Source organism: Janthinobacterium sp. GW822-FHT07H10 (assembly GCF_058798675.1).
On record NZ_JBXAKS010000010.1, the window covers coordinates 161,229 to 176,869 of the forward strand.

The window sequence follows — 15,641 nt, forward strand, 5'->3', positions numbered from 1 at the left end:
AAGTCGCCGCCCTGCCGGGAAAATACACGGCAGGGTGTGGCGCAATCAAAACAGGGGCATCAGACCTTCGCCACTTTCCACGCTTCGGCGCCGCTCTTGCACACTTTCAGCTTCAGGGTCTGTTCCTGGCCCTTGGCGCTCAAGGCCACCTGCACCTTGCGGCATACCTGGGCATCGGTCTTTTCCGTGTCGCTGGCCGTGATGTCGGCGTGGATGCGCACGGAATTGCGCAAGCCTTCATTGCTCCATGGCGTCGTTTCGCCATCCTTTTTCTCGTTCAGCACGGCCGTCACGGCCTTGACGAACACGGGCTTGTCATTCTTGTTCAGATACGCCATGGGCGTGTCGGCGAGAAAGCCCAGGCCGACGGCCGAGGCGCCGGCGCTGACGACGACGCTGCCGACGATCAGGGCGGACAGCAGTTTTTTGGTAGGGATACGCATCGGAAGACTCCTGTGGGGTGACTGGTCAATAATTGGCGATTGTACCGGCAACGGCAGCTTAACCGGGATCCGCAGGCGAAACACCCATCTTCAACAGGGCGTCGATGCCGGGCACGAAATAGATGGCCGACGACAGCGCCGTGGAAAAATCGAGCAGCCGGTCCGTCCTGGCGACGCCGTCGTCGCCGACGCCATACATTTGCCGCAACATGCCCATGGTCACCGTGATGTCCTTGCAAAAACCGACAAACATGATGCCCGCTTCCGTGGCATTGCCGTAATTGGCATTGCGGCGCACGATATCGACTTCCTCGCCGTTGCGCCGGAACTGGTTGCGCCCCACATGGCTATCCTCGGGCTGCGGCGACAATTCGTGGCTGCCGGCCTTGGTGCGGCCCCACACCTGCTCGGCCGCGTGCACGGGCAAGGCGCGCAGGCGCTCCACGTCCATCCGCCATTTCTGGAGCAGCACGGTGGAACCGCCCGCCCCCTGGTCGCCGTCGGCAATGATGGCCACGCCATTGGCGCGAAACGGATTCGGATTGGCGACGCCGTCGGCAAAGCCGTCGAACGTCACATTGTTATGGTACGGGAAACACACCTGCTCGCTGGCCAGGTCGGCGTAAGGACCGAGCAACGTCACGGCCGCGCGCATGCTGTCATACAGGGTGGCCGCGTTCGATTGCGTGATCCACACCCACAGGTCGTGCTGGGTGGCGGGCGCGCGCATGCCGTTGATGCCGACGAGATCGTCGGCAAACGAGTGCAGATTGTCCGGCAGGCCGGCCGCGGACGCGGCGCGCCACAGCTCGGGCTTGAATCCCAGCACGATATTGGCCGTGCCGCCCGTCAATTGATGATGGCGGTTGAGGGTGGGGTCGCCGATGCCCGTCGTGCCCGCGTTCCACAAGGCGCCCAGGGCCTTGAACAAGGATCCCATGGCGACGCCCGCCTTCAGCGTGAACTGCAAATGCACTTCGTCGCGCGCGACGATGGACAACATGCTCTGTGGAATAGCCATGGCCAGTGTTTCCCTTTCATTCTGTCTATCGATCTTAAACCAGGAAGCGGCAAATGCCCGTTTCATTTCGGCAACATGCGATGGCACGCAGCCGCCTTACCCCCGCCAGCGCCGACAAAAAGCCATTCCCGGCCATGATTTGGCAGATAATGCAATGACGTAGAGCAAGAATACAAACACGGATACCACTGCATGAAACTGTATGAAAAGCTCGTTGGCGACATCGAACAACTGGTGGCCAAGGGCGTGCTGCTGCCCGGCGAACGCATTCCCTCGGTGCGCCAGACCAGCCAGCAGCACAAGCTGAGCATCACCACCGTGCTGCGCGCCTACGTCAAGCTGGAGAGCATGGGCGTGATTGAAAGCCGGCCCCAGTCCGGCTACTTCGTGCGCCAGCGCGCCAGCGACGCGGCCACGCCGGCCATGTGCATGCAGGCGTCGCATCCCAGCCCCGTGCCGGCCGAAGTGCACGTCAGCCGCCTGGTGCTGTCGACGCTGCGCTCGATCGGCCTGAACGACGCCATCCCGCTCGGTTCGCCCTACCCCGACCCGTCGCTGTTTCCCTGGGAACGCATCAACCAGTATGCGGGCAGCGTGGCGCGCCGCAACCGCGCCTGGAGCGTGACGGACGACCTGCCGCCGGGCAACCCGCAACTGATACGCGAAATCGCCCGCCGCTACCTGGAAAACGGCCTGGCCGTCGATCCGGATGAAATCATCGTCACCGTGGGCGCCACGGAAGCGATCAACCTGTGCCTGCAAGCCGTGGCCAGGCCGGGCGACACCATCGCCGTCGAATCGCCCACCTTCTATGCCATGCTGGTGGCCGTCGAGCGGCTGGGCATGAAAGTGGTGGAAGTGTCCACCGACCCGTATGAAGGCATCAGCATCGAGGCGCTGGCCGACATCATGGCCCAGCAGCCGATCGCCGCCGTCATGGTGATGCCGAACTTCCAGAACCCGCTCGGCTTCCAGATGTCCGACCAGCGCAAGCTGGCCCTGTACCAGCTGCTGGAGCGGCACGACGTGCCCGCCATCGAGAACGGCGTCTACAACGAACTGTATTTCGGCGACGCCCACCCCTCGTCGCTGAAATCGTTCGACCGCAAGGGCCTGGTGCTGCACTGCGCCTCGTTTTCCAAGAGCCTGAGCGCGGCGCACCGCGTGGGCTGGGCGCTGGCCGGACGCTACCGCGGCAAGGTCGAGGAACTGAAATTCCTCAACACGCTGACCACCTCGTCGTTTCCGCAGCTGGCCATCGCCGAATACCTGCAAAACGATGGCTATGAACAGCACCTGCGCCGCGTGCGCAAGGCCTATGCCCAGCAGGCGCGCATCATGGCGGCCGCCGTGCAGCGCTTCTTTCCTGCCGGTACCAAGATCTCGCACCCGCAGGGCGGCTACGTGCTGTGGGTGGAATTGCCCGGTAATGTGGATTCCATGCAACTGTACCGGCGCGCGCTGGAATGCCGGATCACGGTGGGGCCGGGCCGCATGTTTTCCGTCAGTCATGCCTACAAGCATTGCATCCGCCTCAATTACAGCTATCCGTGGAGCGTGGGCGTCGAGCAAGCGATCATCCTGCTGGGCAAGCTCATCACCGAATTCCTGTAGCCGTTCCCGCGCCGTCAGCCGCCCACCAGCGACATGCGCACGGTGCGATACTGCTTGCGCTCGCCGAGCTGGGCCAGGGCGCCGCGCACTTCCGAATAGCGGTCGCCGCGGCGCTGCCAGTGCTGGCGCAGCACGGTTTCCAGCCCTGGTGCGGAGTCAAGCTGGGGCCGCAGGTCGACGCCATCATGGGCGAACAGGCACAGGAACATCTTGCCGTCCGACGATACGCGCACCCTGCTGCAATCGCCGCAGAACGGCTGCGACACGCTGGAAATGAAACCCACTTCGCCGCCGCCGTCGCGGTAGTGAAAGCGGCTGGCCGTCTCGTGCGACACGGGTTTGCCATCCGCCTGCGCGAGCAGCGGGAACTCGGCTTCGATCAGCGCGCGCGCCTCGTCCGAGGTGACGACATGCGTGCGCGACCAGGCACCGATGCCGCCCACATCCATGAATTCGATCAGGCGCAGCACCACGCCCGTATGGCGGAAATGGCGCGCCAGCGGCAGGATCTGGCTGTCGTTGACGCCTTTTTGCACGACCATGTTGACCTTCACGGGGTTCAGGCCCACGGCTTGCGCTACCTCAATACCGTGCAACACTTTCTCGACGGGAAAATCGACGCCGTTCATGCGCTGGAAAATGCCATTGTCCAGGCTATCGAGGCTGACCGTGACGCGCGCCAGGCCCGCATCCTTGAGCGCGCGCGCCTTGGCCGCCAGCAAGCTGCCATTCGTCGTCAGCGCCACCGTCACGGCGCGGCCATCCGGCGTGGCCAGGCGCGCCAGGCGCTCGATCAGCTGCTCGAGGTTCTTGCGCAGCAACGGCTCGCCGCCCGTGATACGGATCTTGTCGACGCCGAGGCGCACGAAGGCGCGCGCCATGGTCTCGATCTGTGCGAAGGACAGGCGTTCGCTCGATGGCAGGAAGGGATAGTCGCTGGGATACAGCTCGGCCGGCATGCAATAGGTGCAGCGAAAATTGCACTGGTCGATCACGGAAATGCGCAAGTCCGTCAATGGGCGGCCCAGCATGTCCACGCACGGTTCAAACGGTGCATGGACCGGCCCTGCGGCAAACTCGTCGGCGGCCAGCGGCATGCCGGGCTGCCAGATCGCCTGTTGCGGATACAGTATGGTGTTCATTTGCGCCCCCTGCTTATTCAATCGTCAGCGTCCAGCATAAGGCCGATGGCGATCCTTCTAGAGGTACAGTCCGGCCTCCGGCGATAGAGTACAGACGCGCGTCGTGGCCGCTATGGCGCGGGCGGCGCGGCAAATATGCTGGCGCACAGCTCGGCCCCCGCCGCGCTGAGCAACGCGCTGCCGCCGCCATTCTCGGCCGTGGCCACGACCGCCAGTCCCGCGCTGGACAGTGCATTGAGCTGGCGCAACAATGTGCTCATCTGTACTCCCGCCCGCTTGGCCAGCTTGGCCAGCGACCACGGCTTTTCCGGCGCGTCCTGGCGCGCTTGCCACAACAGCGCCAGCAACGCCACCAGCGCCTCGTCGATTCCCGCATTTTCCTGTTGCATCTTCTTCCTCGCGCAAGACCGGGCGCGCACGCTGCACTGCCCTCGCCTGCATCATAAATCAGGGACAGTGCCGGCGCGACGCAAATCGCCCGCGCCCCATCTGTACTCTGTTTTTTTGCCCGGAACTGTGCGCCTACGGGGCAGCGCGCCGCCCCTACCATGTGACTGTCCCATCGCATATCACCAGGAGAGTCATCATGAGCAAGCCAAAGTCCGACGCGCGCATCGCGCCCTACACCCATGCCGCGGCCGGCTGGGGTGCCCTCAAGTACGTGGCCATCAACCTGTTCAAGGAAAAAGTCAGCGCGGGCAACTACCGCTCGCTGTTCGAGCAAAACCAGCCCGATGGTTTCGACTGTCCCGGCTGCGCCTGGCCCGACCGCGAACACGCGTCGACGTTCGAATTCTGCGAAAACGGCGTCAAGGCCGTGGCCGCCGAATCGACGAGCAAGCGCGTGCGCCCCGAGTTCTTCCAGGAGCACACCGTCACGCAGCTGATGGAACAGTCGGACTATGCGCTGGAACAACATGGCCGCCTGACGGACCCCATGGTGTACGACGCCGCCAGCGACAAATACCAGGCCATTTCCTGGGACGATGCCTTTGCCCTGGTGGCGCACCACCTGCACGCGCTCGACGACCCCAACCAGGCCGCCTTCTACACGTCGGGCCGCGCCAGCAACGAGGCGGCCTTCCTGTATCAACTCTTCGTGCGCGCCTACGGCACGAATAACTTCCCCGATTGCTCCAACCTGTGCCACGAAGCGACGAGCCGCGGCTTGCCGGAAACGGTGGGCATCGGCAAGGGCACGGTGCTGCTCGACGATTTCGAGCATGCGGACACCCTGCTGCTGTTCGGCCAGAACCCGGCCACCAACCACCCGCGCATGCTGGGCGAATTGCGCGAAGCGTCGCGCCGCGGCGCCGTCATCGTCTCCATCAATCCGCTGCACGAGCGGGGCCTGGAGCGCTTCACGAGCCCGCAGCATCCGCTGGAAATGCTGACGGGCGGCAGCACGAACATTTGCTCGCTGTTCATCTGCCCCACCCTGGGCGGCGACTTCGCGCTGATCAAGGCCATGGCCAAGCGCGTGATCGAGCTCGATGACGCCGCCGTCGCCCACGGCCAGGAGCGCGTGCTCGACTGCGCTTTCATCGCCGAGCACACGAGCGGCTTCGACGCCTTCGCCGCCGACCTGCGCGCCGAAAGCTGGGACTTGCTGCTGGCCGAATCGGGCGTGGCGCGCGACAAGATCGAGGAATTGACGCAGATCTATGTGAAGGGCAAGGCCGTCATCGCCACCTGGGGCATGGGCGTGACGCAGCACAAGAATTCGCTGGCCACCGTGCAAATCCTGTCGAACTTGATGATGATGCGCGGCAATATCGGCAAGCGCGGCGCGGGACTGTGCCCCGTGCGCGGCCATTCGAACGTGCAGGGCGACCGCACCATGGGCATCGAGGAACAGCCGACCAAGGAATTCCTCGACCGCCTGGGCCTCGTCTTCAACTTCGAGCCGCCGCGCCACCACGGCTACGACGCCGTCGGCACCATCGAGGCGATGCTGGAAAAGAAAGTCAAAGTGTTTGTCGCGCTGGGCGGCAATTTCTCGATGGCCACGCCGGACACGCCGCGCACCTGGGACGCGCTGCGCTCGTGCGACCTGACCGTGCATATCGCCACCAAGCTCAACCGCAGCCACCTCGTGCACGGCAAGGATGCGCTGATCCTGCCCACCCTGGGCCGCACGGAAATCGACGTGCAGGCGGGCGTGGCGCAGGGCGTGACGGTGGAAGATTCGATGAGCATGGTGCACATCTCGTTCGGCATGAACCAGCCCGCCTCGCCCAATTTGCGCTCGGAAATCGCCATCGTGGCCGGCATGGCGCAAGCGACCCTGGGCAGCGCGAAGATCGACTGGCTGCGCTACTCGGGCAACTATGCGCTGCTGCGCGATTCCATCGAACAGGTCTTCGACGACTTTTTCGACTACAACTTGCGCGTGGCCAAGCCCGGTGGCTTCCACCTGGAAATCGCCTCGCGCGAACGCGTGTGGAAGACGGCCAGCGGCAAGGCGCAATTCCTCGTCAACGCCGTGGAACAGGACACGCCGATCCACCGTGCGCGCCAGCAATATGGCGAGCGCCTGATGGTGCTGATGACCACGCGCTCGCACGACCAGTACAACACGACGATCTACGCCATGGACGACCGCTACCGCGGCGTGTTCGGCCAGCGCCGCGTGGTCTTCATCAACAAGGACGACCTGGCCATGCTGGGCTTTGCGGCCGGCGACTGGGTCGACCTGATCGGCGTGTGGCATGACGGCATAGCACGCCGGGCCGACCGTTTCCTGCTGGTCGAGTACGACATCCCGCGCGGCTGCATCGGCGCCTACTACCCGGAAACCAATCCGCTGGTGCCGCTCGACAGCGTGGGCCATGGTTCGCGCACGCCGACCTTCAAATCCATCCCCGTGCTGCTGGCGCCTTCGGCCGCCATCAGCTGAACAGGAGATCGCCATGTTCGGTTTCGATACGCTGGACCTGTCGCGCGCGCAATTCGCGATGACGGCCATCTTCCACATCCTGTGGCCCATATTGACGATCAGCCTGTCGCTGTTCCTGTTCGTCGTCGAGGCGCTGTGGCTGCGCACCAGCGACCCTGTGTACTACCGCCACGCGCGCTTCTGGGGCAAGCTGCTGGTGCTGAACTTTGCCGTCGGCGTCGTCAGCGGCATCCCCCTGGAATTCCAGTTCGGCACCAACTGGGCGCCGTTTTCGCACCACTCGGGCCAGTTCATCGGCAACATCCTCGGCTTCGAGGGTGCCATGGCCTTCATGCTGGAAGCGGGCTTCATCGGCATCATGATGTTCGGCTGGGGCCGCGTACCGAAGGGCGTGCACCTGTTTGCCACCGGCATGGTGGCGCTCGGTTCCAGCATTTCCTCGTTCTGGATCATGGTCGCCAATTCCTGGATGCAGACGCCGGCCGGCGTGCGCGTGGTTGACGGCAAGATCATCGTCACCGATTACGTGGCCGCCATCTTCAACCCGGACATGGCCTGGGCCGTGGGCCACATGTGGGTGGCCGCCGTAGAAACGGGCTTGTTCGTCATCGCCGGCATTTCCGCCTGGTATATGTTCAAGCGCCGCGAACCGGCCTTCTTCGCCCGCTCGTTCAAGCTGGCCCTGATGTTGCTGCTCGTCATCGCGCCGCTGCAGGTGTGGCTGGGCGACTCCAGCGGCGTCGACGTCTTCCAGACCCAGCCCGCCAAGGGCGCGGCCATCGAAGGCCACTGGCACACGAACCGCGATGGCGAGGGCGCGGCCTGGTCGCTGCTGGCCTGGCCCAACCAGGCGGAGCAAAAGAACGACTGGTCGCTGGAAGTGCCCGGCATGCTCAGCGTGATCGCCACGCATAGCGCCACGGGCAAGATCACGGGCCTGGCCGACATCGCCCGCGCAGACCAGCCGCCCATGCTGCCGCTGCTGTACTACGCGTTCCGCGCCATGGCCGGCATCGGCATGTGGTTCGTGCTGCTGGCGTTCTGGACGGTAGTGGTGTGGCGCAAGGAGGGCGGACGGGTGGAAGCATTTTTGCGCAACCGCAAGCTGCTGCTGGCCTGGGTACTGACCATCCCGCTGCCCTACATCGCCGTCGAATGCGGCTGGATCGTGCGCGAAGTGGGACGCCAGCCGTGGGTCGTCTACGGCCTGCTGCGCACGCGCGACGCCGTCTCGGACGTGGCGGCCCCCGCCGTGGCCGGCAGCATGCTGATGTTCTGCGTGTTTTACCTGGTGCTGTTCGTCACCTTCTTTGTGTTCGCCAAGAAATGGCTGCGCAAGGGCCCCGACGTGACGCTGCCGCCGCCGGAGGCCGCCCATGCCGTCGGCGCCCTGCTGAAGACCACGCACTGAGATGCGCCCCCATCAACCAAGGAGTGTGTAATGGATATGAATTCTCAAGCCATGCTGGACAACGCCTGGTTCGGCCTCATCGGCCTGATGCTGGTGTTTTACGTCGTCACGGATGGCTTCGACCTGGGCGTGGGCATCCTCAGCCTGTTCACGCGCCGCGAGCAGGAACGCAACCTGATCTTCCAGTCGATCGAACACGTGTGGGACGCCAACGAAACCTGGCTGGTGGTGGTGGGCGGCGCCCTGTTCGGCGCCTTTCCCGGCGCCTACGCCACCTTGCTCGAGGCACTGTACATCCCCATCATGCTGCTGATCGCCAGCCTGATCCTGCGCGGCGCCTCAATCGAATTTCGCCATGCGGCCGGCAACAAGCGGCTGTGGGACCTCGCCTTTGGCGTGGGCAGCCTGCTGGCGGCCGTGGCGCAGGGCGTGGTGCTGGGCGAAGTCATCACGGGCTTGCAGCCGGGCTGGCTGAGCGGCGTCTTTACGGCGTGCACGGCGGCGGGCGTGGTGGCCGGCTATTGCCTGCTGGGCAGCACGTATCTGATCAAGAAGACGGGCGGCCAGCTGGAAGCGGCGGCGCGCCGCTACGCGACGGCCAGCGTGCTGGCCACGGTGGCGGCGGCCATCGTGCTGTCGGCCGGCACCATGGTCTTCAGCGCCATCGGCCATGAACGCTGGGCGCAGCCGGGCGTGTTCGGCGTGCTGCTGTCGCTGGCCACCGTCGCCGCCAGCGCCTTTATTTACATCCTGTGGGCCGTGCACGTGAATGGCGTGCGCGGGCCGTTCCGCGGCGCCATCGTGCTGTTCCTGTCTTCGTTCGCGGGCCTGGCCATCAGCTTCTTCCCCGACCTGGTGCCGGGCAAGCTGACGATTGCCGCGGCCGCGTCCGATGAACCGACCCTGATCTTCATGCTGATCGGCATGGGTTCCATGTTGCCGATCATGATCGGCTACAACCTGTTCCAATACTACGTCTTCGAGGGCAAAGTCGTGCCCCGCAAGCATTGAGCGATATCACATCATGATCATCCGGCCCACCACCAACTGGTTCCGCATGCTGTTCGTCTGGGATGGCTCGGTGCTGCAAACCATCATTCCGCAGTTGCTGCTGATGCTGGTGATCAGTTCGCTTGCCCTGCTGACGGACGGCCGCATCTTCGGCGTCAAGATTCCGCTCGACACGGCGCCCTTTCCCATGGTCGGCATCAGCCTGGCGATCTTCCTCGGCTTTCGCAACAATGCCAGCTATGCGCGCTTCGCCGAGGCGCGGCATATCTGGGGGCAATTGCTGATCGCCGCGCGGGCCCTCGCTTCGCAGGCGATCACGTATCTGCCACGGCAAACGAGCGGTCTCGACCACGAGTTGCTGCTGAACCGGATGATCGCCTTCGTCTACGCGCTCAAGCACCAGCTGCGCCAGACGGACCCGCAGCACGACCTGGCGCGCTACCTGCCGGCCGAGGAAGTACTGCGCCTGCAAGGCATGCAATACCAACCCGTCGCCGTGCTGCATGCGGTGCGCACCATGCTGCACGAGGCCGTGCAGCGCCAGCCGGGCCAGCCGCAGCTGCTGTGGATGCTCGACACCCAGCTCAACGACCTGGCCGCCACCGTGGCCGGCTGCGAGCGCATCAAGAACACGCCGATACCGTATCCGTATGGCGTGCTGGTGCACCGCACCGTGTACATGTACTGCTTTTTACTGCCGCTGGGCCTGGTGGACGCCATCGGCGTGGCCACGCCCCTCATTTCCGTCTTTGTCGCCTACACCCTGTTTGCGCTGGAAGCCATCGCGCAGCAGATCGCCGAACCGTTCGGCCTGGCGCCCAACTGCCTGGCCCTCAACGCCATGACGCGCGAAACGGAACGCTCCTTGCGGGAACTCAACGGCGACGCCCTGCCGCCGTCGTTGCGGCCCTGCCCACGCTATCAGATCGATTAACGGGAGAACAGCATGGAATGCGACATCACCACCACCGAGCGCGACGGTTACCTGGAAGTGCCCATCGTGCGCCATCAGGGAGGCGCGGCCACGGCCGGCCGCGACGTGGTGGCCGAGGAATATCCCGTGGCCCTCGTCTACAACGGCATCGCCCACGCGGTGATGATGGCGACGCCGCGCGACCTCGAGGAATTCGCCGTCGGTTTTACTTTGACCGAAGGCATCGTCGGCAGCGTACGCGACATCTACGACCTCGATGTGTGTTGCGGCGAGGACAGCGCGGAAGTGCGGCTGACCATCGCGCAGCCGGATTTGATCAAGCTCAAGGGACGCCGCCGCGCACTGGCCGGGCGCACCGGTTGCGGCGTGTGCGGCATCGAAAGCCTGGCCCTGCTGGACCTGGTGCCGGAAAAGATCACGCGGCCCCTGCCGCCGCTGGTCGCCAGCAGCGCCATCATCGGGCGCGCCGCGCGCGAGCTGCTGCCCTGCCAGGAGCTGATGCACAAGACGGGCGGCGTGCATGCGGCCGCCTGGTGCACGGCCGAGGGCGCCATCGTGAAGGTGTTCGAGGACGTGGGCCGGCATAACGGCCTGGACAAGCTGATCGGTTACCTGGCCCTGCACCGCATCGCCATGCATGACGGCTTCGTTTTCCTGTCGAGCCGCGCCAGCTATGAACTGGTGCGCAAGTCGGCGCGCATGCATATCCCGCTCGTCGCCACCATCTCGGCGCCCACCTCGCTGGCCATCCGCATCGCGCGCCAGGCCGGCATGCAGCTGGCCAGTTTTTGCCGCCGCGACGGCTTTGTCGAGTACACGGCGGGCGACGGGGAAAATAACGGCCAGCATGCACCTTGAGTGGCCCTTGCTACATTCTTTGCCGTAAAGCAAGTGCACGCTTGACTTGATGCCGCCAGCCGCTTCCAATGGTCATGGTTTCCACATTAACCTTGCCCGTGCCAGCGCACGGCGCGGCAGCGATGAAAGGATGGCGCGATGGCCCAGGCACAGCAACAGCATCTGGCGGACACCTGGCACACGGGCGGCATGAAACCGCGCGCCTGCAACTGCGGCGGCACCGTGTTTACCATCCTGCACCAGCGGGTGATGGCGGACATGCGGCGCCGGCAATTTCTCGGCGGCGCGGCCGCCATGCTGGCGCCGTTCATCGGCCTGTCCGCCGGCCATGCCAGCGCCCAGCAGCCGCAAGTGCAGGATCGTCCCTTGCTGCTGACCAATCTGCGCCTGTTCGACGGCACGGGCAAGGCGCCCCGCTCCGGCATCCACGTGCTGGTGACGGGGCCAACCATTACCGCCCTGCTGCCGGCCGGCGAAAAGGTCGAGGGCGCGCGAGTGATCGATTGCCAGGGCAAGCTGGTGATGCCGGGCCTGATCGACGCCCACTGGCACACCATGCTGGCCGCCATCAACCAGGTGACGGCCATGACGTCCGATGTCGGCTATCTGTACCTGGTGGCGGCGCAGGAAGCGCGGCGCACCCTGCTGCGCGGCTTTACTGCCGTGCGCGATCCGGGCGGCCCCGCGTTTGCATTACAGCGCGCCATCGATGAAGGCATCGTCGACGGCCCGCGCATCTTCCCGTCCGGCGCCATGATTTCGCAAACCTCGGGCCACGGCGACTTCCGCCTGCGCTCGGACATCCCGCGCGCGGCGAATGCGCCGCTGGGCATGGCGGAAACGGCGGGCATGGCCATGATCGCCGATGGCGAGGCGGAAGTGCTGCGCCGCGTGCGCGAACAGCTGATGCTGGGCGCGACGCAGATCAAGATGATGGCGGGCGGCGGCGTCGCGTCCATGTACGACCCGCTCGACAGCACGCAGTATTCGGAGCGCGAACTGCGCGCCGGCGTGGAAGCGGCCGCCGACTGGGGCACCTACGTGATGACCCACGTCTACACGCCGAAAGGCATACAGCGCGCCATCCGCGCTGGCGTGCGCAGCATCGAGCACGGCCAGCTGGCCGACGAGGAATCCGCCCGCATGATGCGCGACACGGGCACATGGTGGAGCTTGCAGCCCTTCCTGCAAGACGCGGACGCGAATGTGTATCCCGATGCGGCGCGCAAGGCCAGCCAGAGGATCGTCTCAGAAGGCACTGTGAAGGCGTATGCGCTGGCGCAAAAGTACGGCATCAAGACGGGCTGGGGCACGGACATCCTGTTCAACGCGAAAAACACGCCCACGCAGGGGCGCCAGCTGGCCAAGCTCACGCGCTTTTATGATCCGCTCACCCTGCTGGCCCAGGCGACGGGACAGAATGGCGAATTGCTGGCCCTGTCCGGACAGCGCTCGCCCTACCCCGGCACCTTGGGCCGTCTGGCCGCGGGCACCCTGGCCGACTTGCTGGTGGCCGATGGCGATCCGACGAAAAACCTCGATTTCCTCGCGCAGCCGGAAGAAAACCTGCTGCTGATCATGAAAAACGGACGCATCTACAAGGATAGGCTCAGCGCCCCACTGGCGAGCTGAGGGGCTGGCGCACCGGCAAGTACGTTGGCAAGCACGGCTGCTTGCCGCATAATGCGCCCATGTTCAAACTGACCTTTCTCGGCACGTCTTCCGGCGTGCCCACGCGCTACCGCAACGTCACGTCGCTGGCCCTGCAAACGACGCACAACCGCGACTGGTGGATGATCGATTGCGGCGAAGCGACGCAGCACCGGCTGCAGCGCATCCCCCTGACCGTGCACGACCTGGTGGGCATCTGCATCACCCATGTGCATGGCGACCACAGCTATGGGCTGCCGGGCCTGCTGGCCAGCGCCTCGATGACGGGGCGCACCAAGCCGCTGCTGCTGATCGCCCCGGCCGCCATCAAGGCGTGGATCGACGCCACCCTGCTGCATACGGAACTGTTCCTGACGTATCCGCTGATTCACATCGACGTGGACAGCGCGCCAGTCGTGCATGAAGAAGCGGGCTTGCGCATCGAACGCCACGCGCTGTCGCACCGCGCACCCAGCGTCGCTTATCGTTTTACGCTGGAAACGAGCAAATGGAAGCTGGACAAGGCCGCCCTGCAGGCGACGGGCGTGGCGCCCGGTCCGGCCTGGGGCCTGCTGCAAACGGGCCACGATGCGCGGCTCGACGACGGCACGCTAGTGTCGGCGGCAACGTTCCGCCAGCTGGAAACGCAGCGCGCCACGGTGGTGATCGGCGGCGACAACGACACGCCAGCGTTGCTGGCGGAGGCTTGCACGGGCGCACAATTGCTCGTGCATGAAGCCACCTACACGGAAGCGATGCTGCAGAAAGTGGGGCCCGGCCCCACGCACAGTTCCGTGCAGCGTGTGGCGCAGTTTGCCGAGTCGAACGGCTTGCCGAACCTGATCCTCACGCACTTCAGCGCCCGCTACCACAACCCGGCCGGCATGGCCGAGCTGGAAGCGGAAGCGCGGCTCCATTATTCCGGCCAGCTGTTTTTGGCGCGCGACTTCGACAGCTATGAACTCGATGCGGCGGGCGTGCTCGGCAAGCTGGATACGCCGCACGGCAAATAAGCGGCGCGGGCAATGGAGATTACTCCGCGTCCGTGCGTTCGGCCGCCTTCCCCGCCGCCGCATTGACGGCCACCGCCGTGGCATTCACGGAGGTCGTGGCGGTGGTCACGCTTTTTGTCACCATGCGCGTGTAATCGGCCACATTCACGCCCGCCTGCGTGGTATAGCCGCTCACATGCTGGCCGACTCTCACCTTGTTCACCGAGAAACCCGATTTGAGCATCCGGCCCAGCGAGGCGATCACGATGGCCAGCAGGGGCAGCGATGCGAACAGCAGCAGCAATTCGCTGAATGGATCGCTTTTGCGCGACAGCCACGCCGTCAGGAAAAGACAGAACACGCCATATGCGAGCGGGCTATACAGGGGATGGTGGATTTCCGGCGCCAGCGCGGCGATAAACACGACGAGTATCAAGGCCGCCTTGAATGCGATGGGCAGCAATACCTGCAATGCCGCCAATACGCTGGTCAATGCATACAGTATCAGCAAGACGTCGGCGATCCAGCCGACGACGGGAATGAAAGCGCACAGCATCAATATCCCGATCAGCAGCAATGATCCCGCGATACCCTCCAGGATGGCGACCCGATTCCGGTACAGATGCGCCACCAACGATAGCAGACAGGTTGCGGCGGCCGTAATGGCGGCCAATGGCAGCCGGTCTTCCTTGCCCGCCGCGTAATACAGCAAGACATAGGGAAAAACCAGCAGCATTAATATCGAGAGCCGGAAACCGCCCGCTTTCTTCAGCACAGTCATATGATCCATCTTATATATAGTGAGCGGCACGGTAGCAATGCGCGAAGCCGGCCTTGCCGGCTTGTTGTTCGTGACCCGGCAATTCCTATATTGTAATTCTAAAAATTTCTCAAAGGAAATATTTATTGGATAATAAGTGGGTTTCCGGGGAATTGAATAACCTTGCGGCAATAATGAATTAATGCGGATCGGTGCCGTATTGCGCCGCATAGTCGGCGGCCAGCGCGCGCGCCGCCTGCTGCTGCGATGGCGTGAGTATTTCCAGCAACTGGTCGCGGTTCTTGATCGATTGCGCGCTGCCCGCCTCGGCCGGCATGGCGATCCACGCGTACGCCTGCACATAGTCGAGTTCCACGCCCTGTCCTTGCGCATACAGCAAGCCATATTCATTCTGCGCCGACAGTGAACCGGCCTCGGCCGCCTGCTTGTACCAGAAGGCCGCCTCGGCATAGTCTTGTGGCACGTCGACGCCCTTGCGGTATGCCTGCGCCAGGTTGAATTGCGACTGGCCATCGCCCGCCTCCGCCGCCTGGCGTCCATACGCGAGCGACTGCGCCATGTCTTGCGGCACGCCATCGCCGCTCGCATACATCAGGGCCAGGTTGGCCAGCGATGGCGGAAAGCCCGCCTGCGCGGCAGCCGTAAAGTTCCACGGCTTTCCCCAGGTCCTGTTCCACGCCATGGCCCTGGTAATACAGGCTGGCCAGCAAATGCTGGCCGGCTGGATCGCCGCTTTTTGCCGCGGCGTCGAATTGGCGGAACGCTTCCGCATGATTGCCATCGTTATAAGCGAGGATGCCCGCTTCATTAAAGGATGCGGCAGAGACGGTCATAAAGACTCCTGGAATGGGGAATGTCGGGCATTGTACACAGCAGCGTAGCAGC

At 64.4% G+C, this 15,641-nt stretch carries 14 protein-coding genes; 8 read left to right on the forward strand and 6 right to left on the reverse strand.

The features are described from left to right. Positions 1-59 precede the first annotated feature (59 nt). Both AC1RDJ_RS21565 and AC1RDJ_RS21570 read right to left on the reverse strand, forming a co-directional pair. On the reverse strand, positions 60-443 hold the full coding sequence (locus AC1RDJ_RS21565; protein ID WP_071324649.1) for a hypothetical protein: 384 nt from the start codon (positions 441-443) through the stop codon (positions 60-62). 58 nt (positions 444-501) lie between these two features. After that, the gene (locus tag AC1RDJ_RS21570; protein WP_493028630.1) at positions 502-1,464 is read right to left on the reverse strand and encodes a Dyp-type peroxidase; all 963 of its coding nucleotides are present in this window, start codon (positions 1,462-1,464) and stop codon (positions 502-504) included. Positions 1,465-1,656: 192 nt separating this feature from the next. Between AC1RDJ_RS21570 and AC1RDJ_RS21575 the strand changes: the two genes are divergently transcribed. Next, positions 1,657-3,078 (forward strand): aminotransferase-like domain-containing protein, encoded by a 1,422-nt coding sequence (locus tag AC1RDJ_RS21575; protein ID WP_493028631.1) that lies wholly within the window; start codon positions 1,657-1,659, stop codon positions 3,076-3,078. 14 nt (positions 3,079-3,092) lie between these two features. Here AC1RDJ_RS21575 and moaA read toward each other — a convergent pair whose 3' ends face one another. Both moaA and AC1RDJ_RS21585 read right to left on the reverse strand, forming a co-directional pair. Continuing rightward, positions 3,093-4,175, reverse strand: a complete 1,083-nt coding sequence (moaA, locus tag AC1RDJ_RS21580) for a GTP 3',8-cyclase MoaA (RefSeq protein ID WP_493028671.1) — start codon at positions 4,173-4,175, stop codon at positions 3,093-3,095. Positions 4,176-4,330: 155 nt separating this feature from the next. Next, the gene (locus AC1RDJ_RS21585) at positions 4,331-4,609 is read right to left on the reverse strand and encodes a helix-turn-helix domain-containing protein (RefSeq protein WP_071324652.1); all 279 of its coding nucleotides are present in this window, start codon (positions 4,607-4,609) and stop codon (positions 4,331-4,333) included. A gap of 197 nt (positions 4,610-4,806) precedes the next feature. On the opposite strand from AC1RDJ_RS21585, the gene AC1RDJ_RS21590 reads away from it, so the two are divergent. The 7 genes from AC1RDJ_RS21590 to AC1RDJ_RS21620 all read left to right on the forward strand — a co-directional run bounded on the left by AC1RDJ_RS21590 (position 4,807) and on the right by AC1RDJ_RS21620 (position 13,996). Further along, complete coding sequence (locus AC1RDJ_RS21590; protein ID WP_493028632.1) at positions 4,807-7,119, forward strand: FdhF/YdeP family oxidoreductase; 2,313 nt, start codon at positions 4,807-4,809, stop codon at positions 7,117-7,119. 13 nt (positions 7,120-7,132) lie between these two features. Further along, positions 7,133-8,530: a cytochrome ubiquinol oxidase subunit I gene (locus AC1RDJ_RS21595; protein ID WP_493028633.1), complete on the forward strand. Its 1,398-nt coding sequence runs from the start codon at positions 7,133-7,135 to the stop codon at positions 8,528-8,530. 30 nt (positions 8,531-8,560) lie between these two features. Beyond that, positions 8,561-9,541, forward strand: coding sequence for a cytochrome d ubiquinol oxidase subunit II (locus tag AC1RDJ_RS21600; RefSeq protein ID WP_493028634.1), 981 nt, complete (start codon positions 8,561-8,563; stop codon positions 9,539-9,541). A 13-nt stretch (positions 9,542-9,554) separates the two neighbouring features. Beyond that, entirely contained in the window at positions 9,555-10,475 is a 921-nt protein-coding gene (locus AC1RDJ_RS21605; protein WP_493028635.1) for a bestrophin family protein, read from the forward strand. A gap of 12 nt (positions 10,476-10,487) precedes the next feature. After that, positions 10,488-11,333, forward strand: coding sequence for a formate dehydrogenase accessory sulfurtransferase FdhD (fdhD, locus tag AC1RDJ_RS21610; protein ID WP_493028636.1), 846 nt, complete (start codon positions 10,488-10,490; stop codon positions 11,331-11,333). Between the two features lie 138 nt (positions 11,334-11,471). After that, on the forward strand, positions 11,472-12,965 hold the full coding sequence (locus AC1RDJ_RS21615) for a metal-dependent hydrolase family protein (RefSeq protein ID WP_493028637.1): 1,494 nt from the start codon (positions 11,472-11,474) through the stop codon (positions 12,963-12,965). 59 nt (positions 12,966-13,024) lie between these two features. Beyond that, positions 13,025-13,996 carry a ribonuclease Z gene (locus AC1RDJ_RS21620; RefSeq protein WP_493028638.1) on the forward strand — a complete coding sequence of 324 codons (972 nt, stop codon included), beginning with the start codon at positions 13,025-13,027 and terminating at the stop codon, positions 13,994-13,996. A gap of 19 nt (positions 13,997-14,015) precedes the next feature. Here the strand turns inward: AC1RDJ_RS21620 and AC1RDJ_RS21625 are convergent, their stop codons facing one another. Together AC1RDJ_RS21625 and AC1RDJ_RS21630 are read right to left on the reverse strand one after the other, a co-directional pair. Further along, a complete protein-coding gene (locus AC1RDJ_RS21625; RefSeq protein ID WP_493028639.1) occupies positions 14,016-14,966 on the reverse strand; it encodes a hypothetical protein in 951 nt (316 codons plus the stop codon). Beyond that, positions 14,935-15,528: a tetratricopeptide repeat protein gene (locus AC1RDJ_RS21630; RefSeq protein WP_493028640.1), complete on the reverse strand. Its 594-nt coding sequence runs from the start codon at positions 15,526-15,528 to the stop codon at positions 14,935-14,937. Before AC1RDJ_RS21630 ends, AC1RDJ_RS21625 begins: the two co-directional genes overlap by 32 nt. Positions 15,529-15,641 lie beyond the last annotated feature (113 nt).

What these genes read in the sequence shown, in the direction of transcription:
- AC1RDJ_RS21565 (WP_071324649.1), bottom strand. Translation starts at nt 443, where the DNA reads ATGCGTATCCCTACCAAAAAACTGCTGTCCGCCCTGATCGTCGGCAGC.
- AC1RDJ_RS21570 (WP_493028630.1), bottom strand. Translation starts at nt 1,464, where the DNA reads ATGGCTATTCCACAGAGCATGTTGTCCATCGTCGCGCGCGACGAAGTG.
- AC1RDJ_RS21575 (WP_493028631.1), top strand. Translation starts at nt 1,657, where the DNA reads ATGAAACTGTATGAAAAGCTCGTTGGCGACATCGAACAACTGGTGGCC.
- moaA (WP_493028671.1), bottom strand. Translation starts at nt 4,175, where the DNA reads ATGCCGCTGGCCGCCGACGAGTTTGCCGCAGGGCCGGTCCATGCACCG.
- AC1RDJ_RS21585 (WP_071324652.1), bottom strand. Translation starts at nt 4,609, where the DNA reads ATGCAACAGGAAAATGCGGGAATCGACGAGGCGCTGGTGGCGTTGCTG.
- AC1RDJ_RS21590 (WP_493028632.1), top strand. Translation starts at nt 4,807, where the DNA reads ATGAGCAAGCCAAAGTCCGACGCGCGCATCGCGCCCTACACCCATGCC.
- AC1RDJ_RS21595 (WP_493028633.1), top strand. Translation starts at nt 7,133, where the DNA reads ATGTTCGGTTTCGATACGCTGGACCTGTCGCGCGCGCAATTCGCGATG.
- AC1RDJ_RS21600 (WP_493028634.1), top strand. Translation starts at nt 8,561, where the DNA reads ATGGATATGAATTCTCAAGCCATGCTGGACAACGCCTGGTTCGGCCTC.
- AC1RDJ_RS21605 (WP_493028635.1), top strand. Translation starts at nt 9,555, where the DNA reads ATGATCATCCGGCCCACCACCAACTGGTTCCGCATGCTGTTCGTCTGG.
- fdhD (WP_493028636.1), top strand. Translation starts at nt 10,488, where the DNA reads ATGGAATGCGACATCACCACCACCGAGCGCGACGGTTACCTGGAAGTG.
- AC1RDJ_RS21615 (WP_493028637.1), top strand. Translation starts at nt 11,472, where the DNA reads ATGGCCCAGGCACAGCAACAGCATCTGGCGGACACCTGGCACACGGGC.
- AC1RDJ_RS21620 (WP_493028638.1), top strand. Translation starts at nt 13,025, where the DNA reads ATGTTCAAACTGACCTTTCTCGGCACGTCTTCCGGCGTGCCCACGCGC.
- AC1RDJ_RS21625 (WP_493028639.1), bottom strand. Translation starts at nt 14,966, where the DNA reads ATGCGGCGCAATACGGCACCGATCCGCATTAATTCATTATTGCCGCAA.
- AC1RDJ_RS21630 (WP_493028640.1), bottom strand. Translation starts at nt 15,528, where the DNA reads ATGCGGAAGCGTTCCGCCAATTCGACGCCGCGGCAAAAAGCGGCGATC.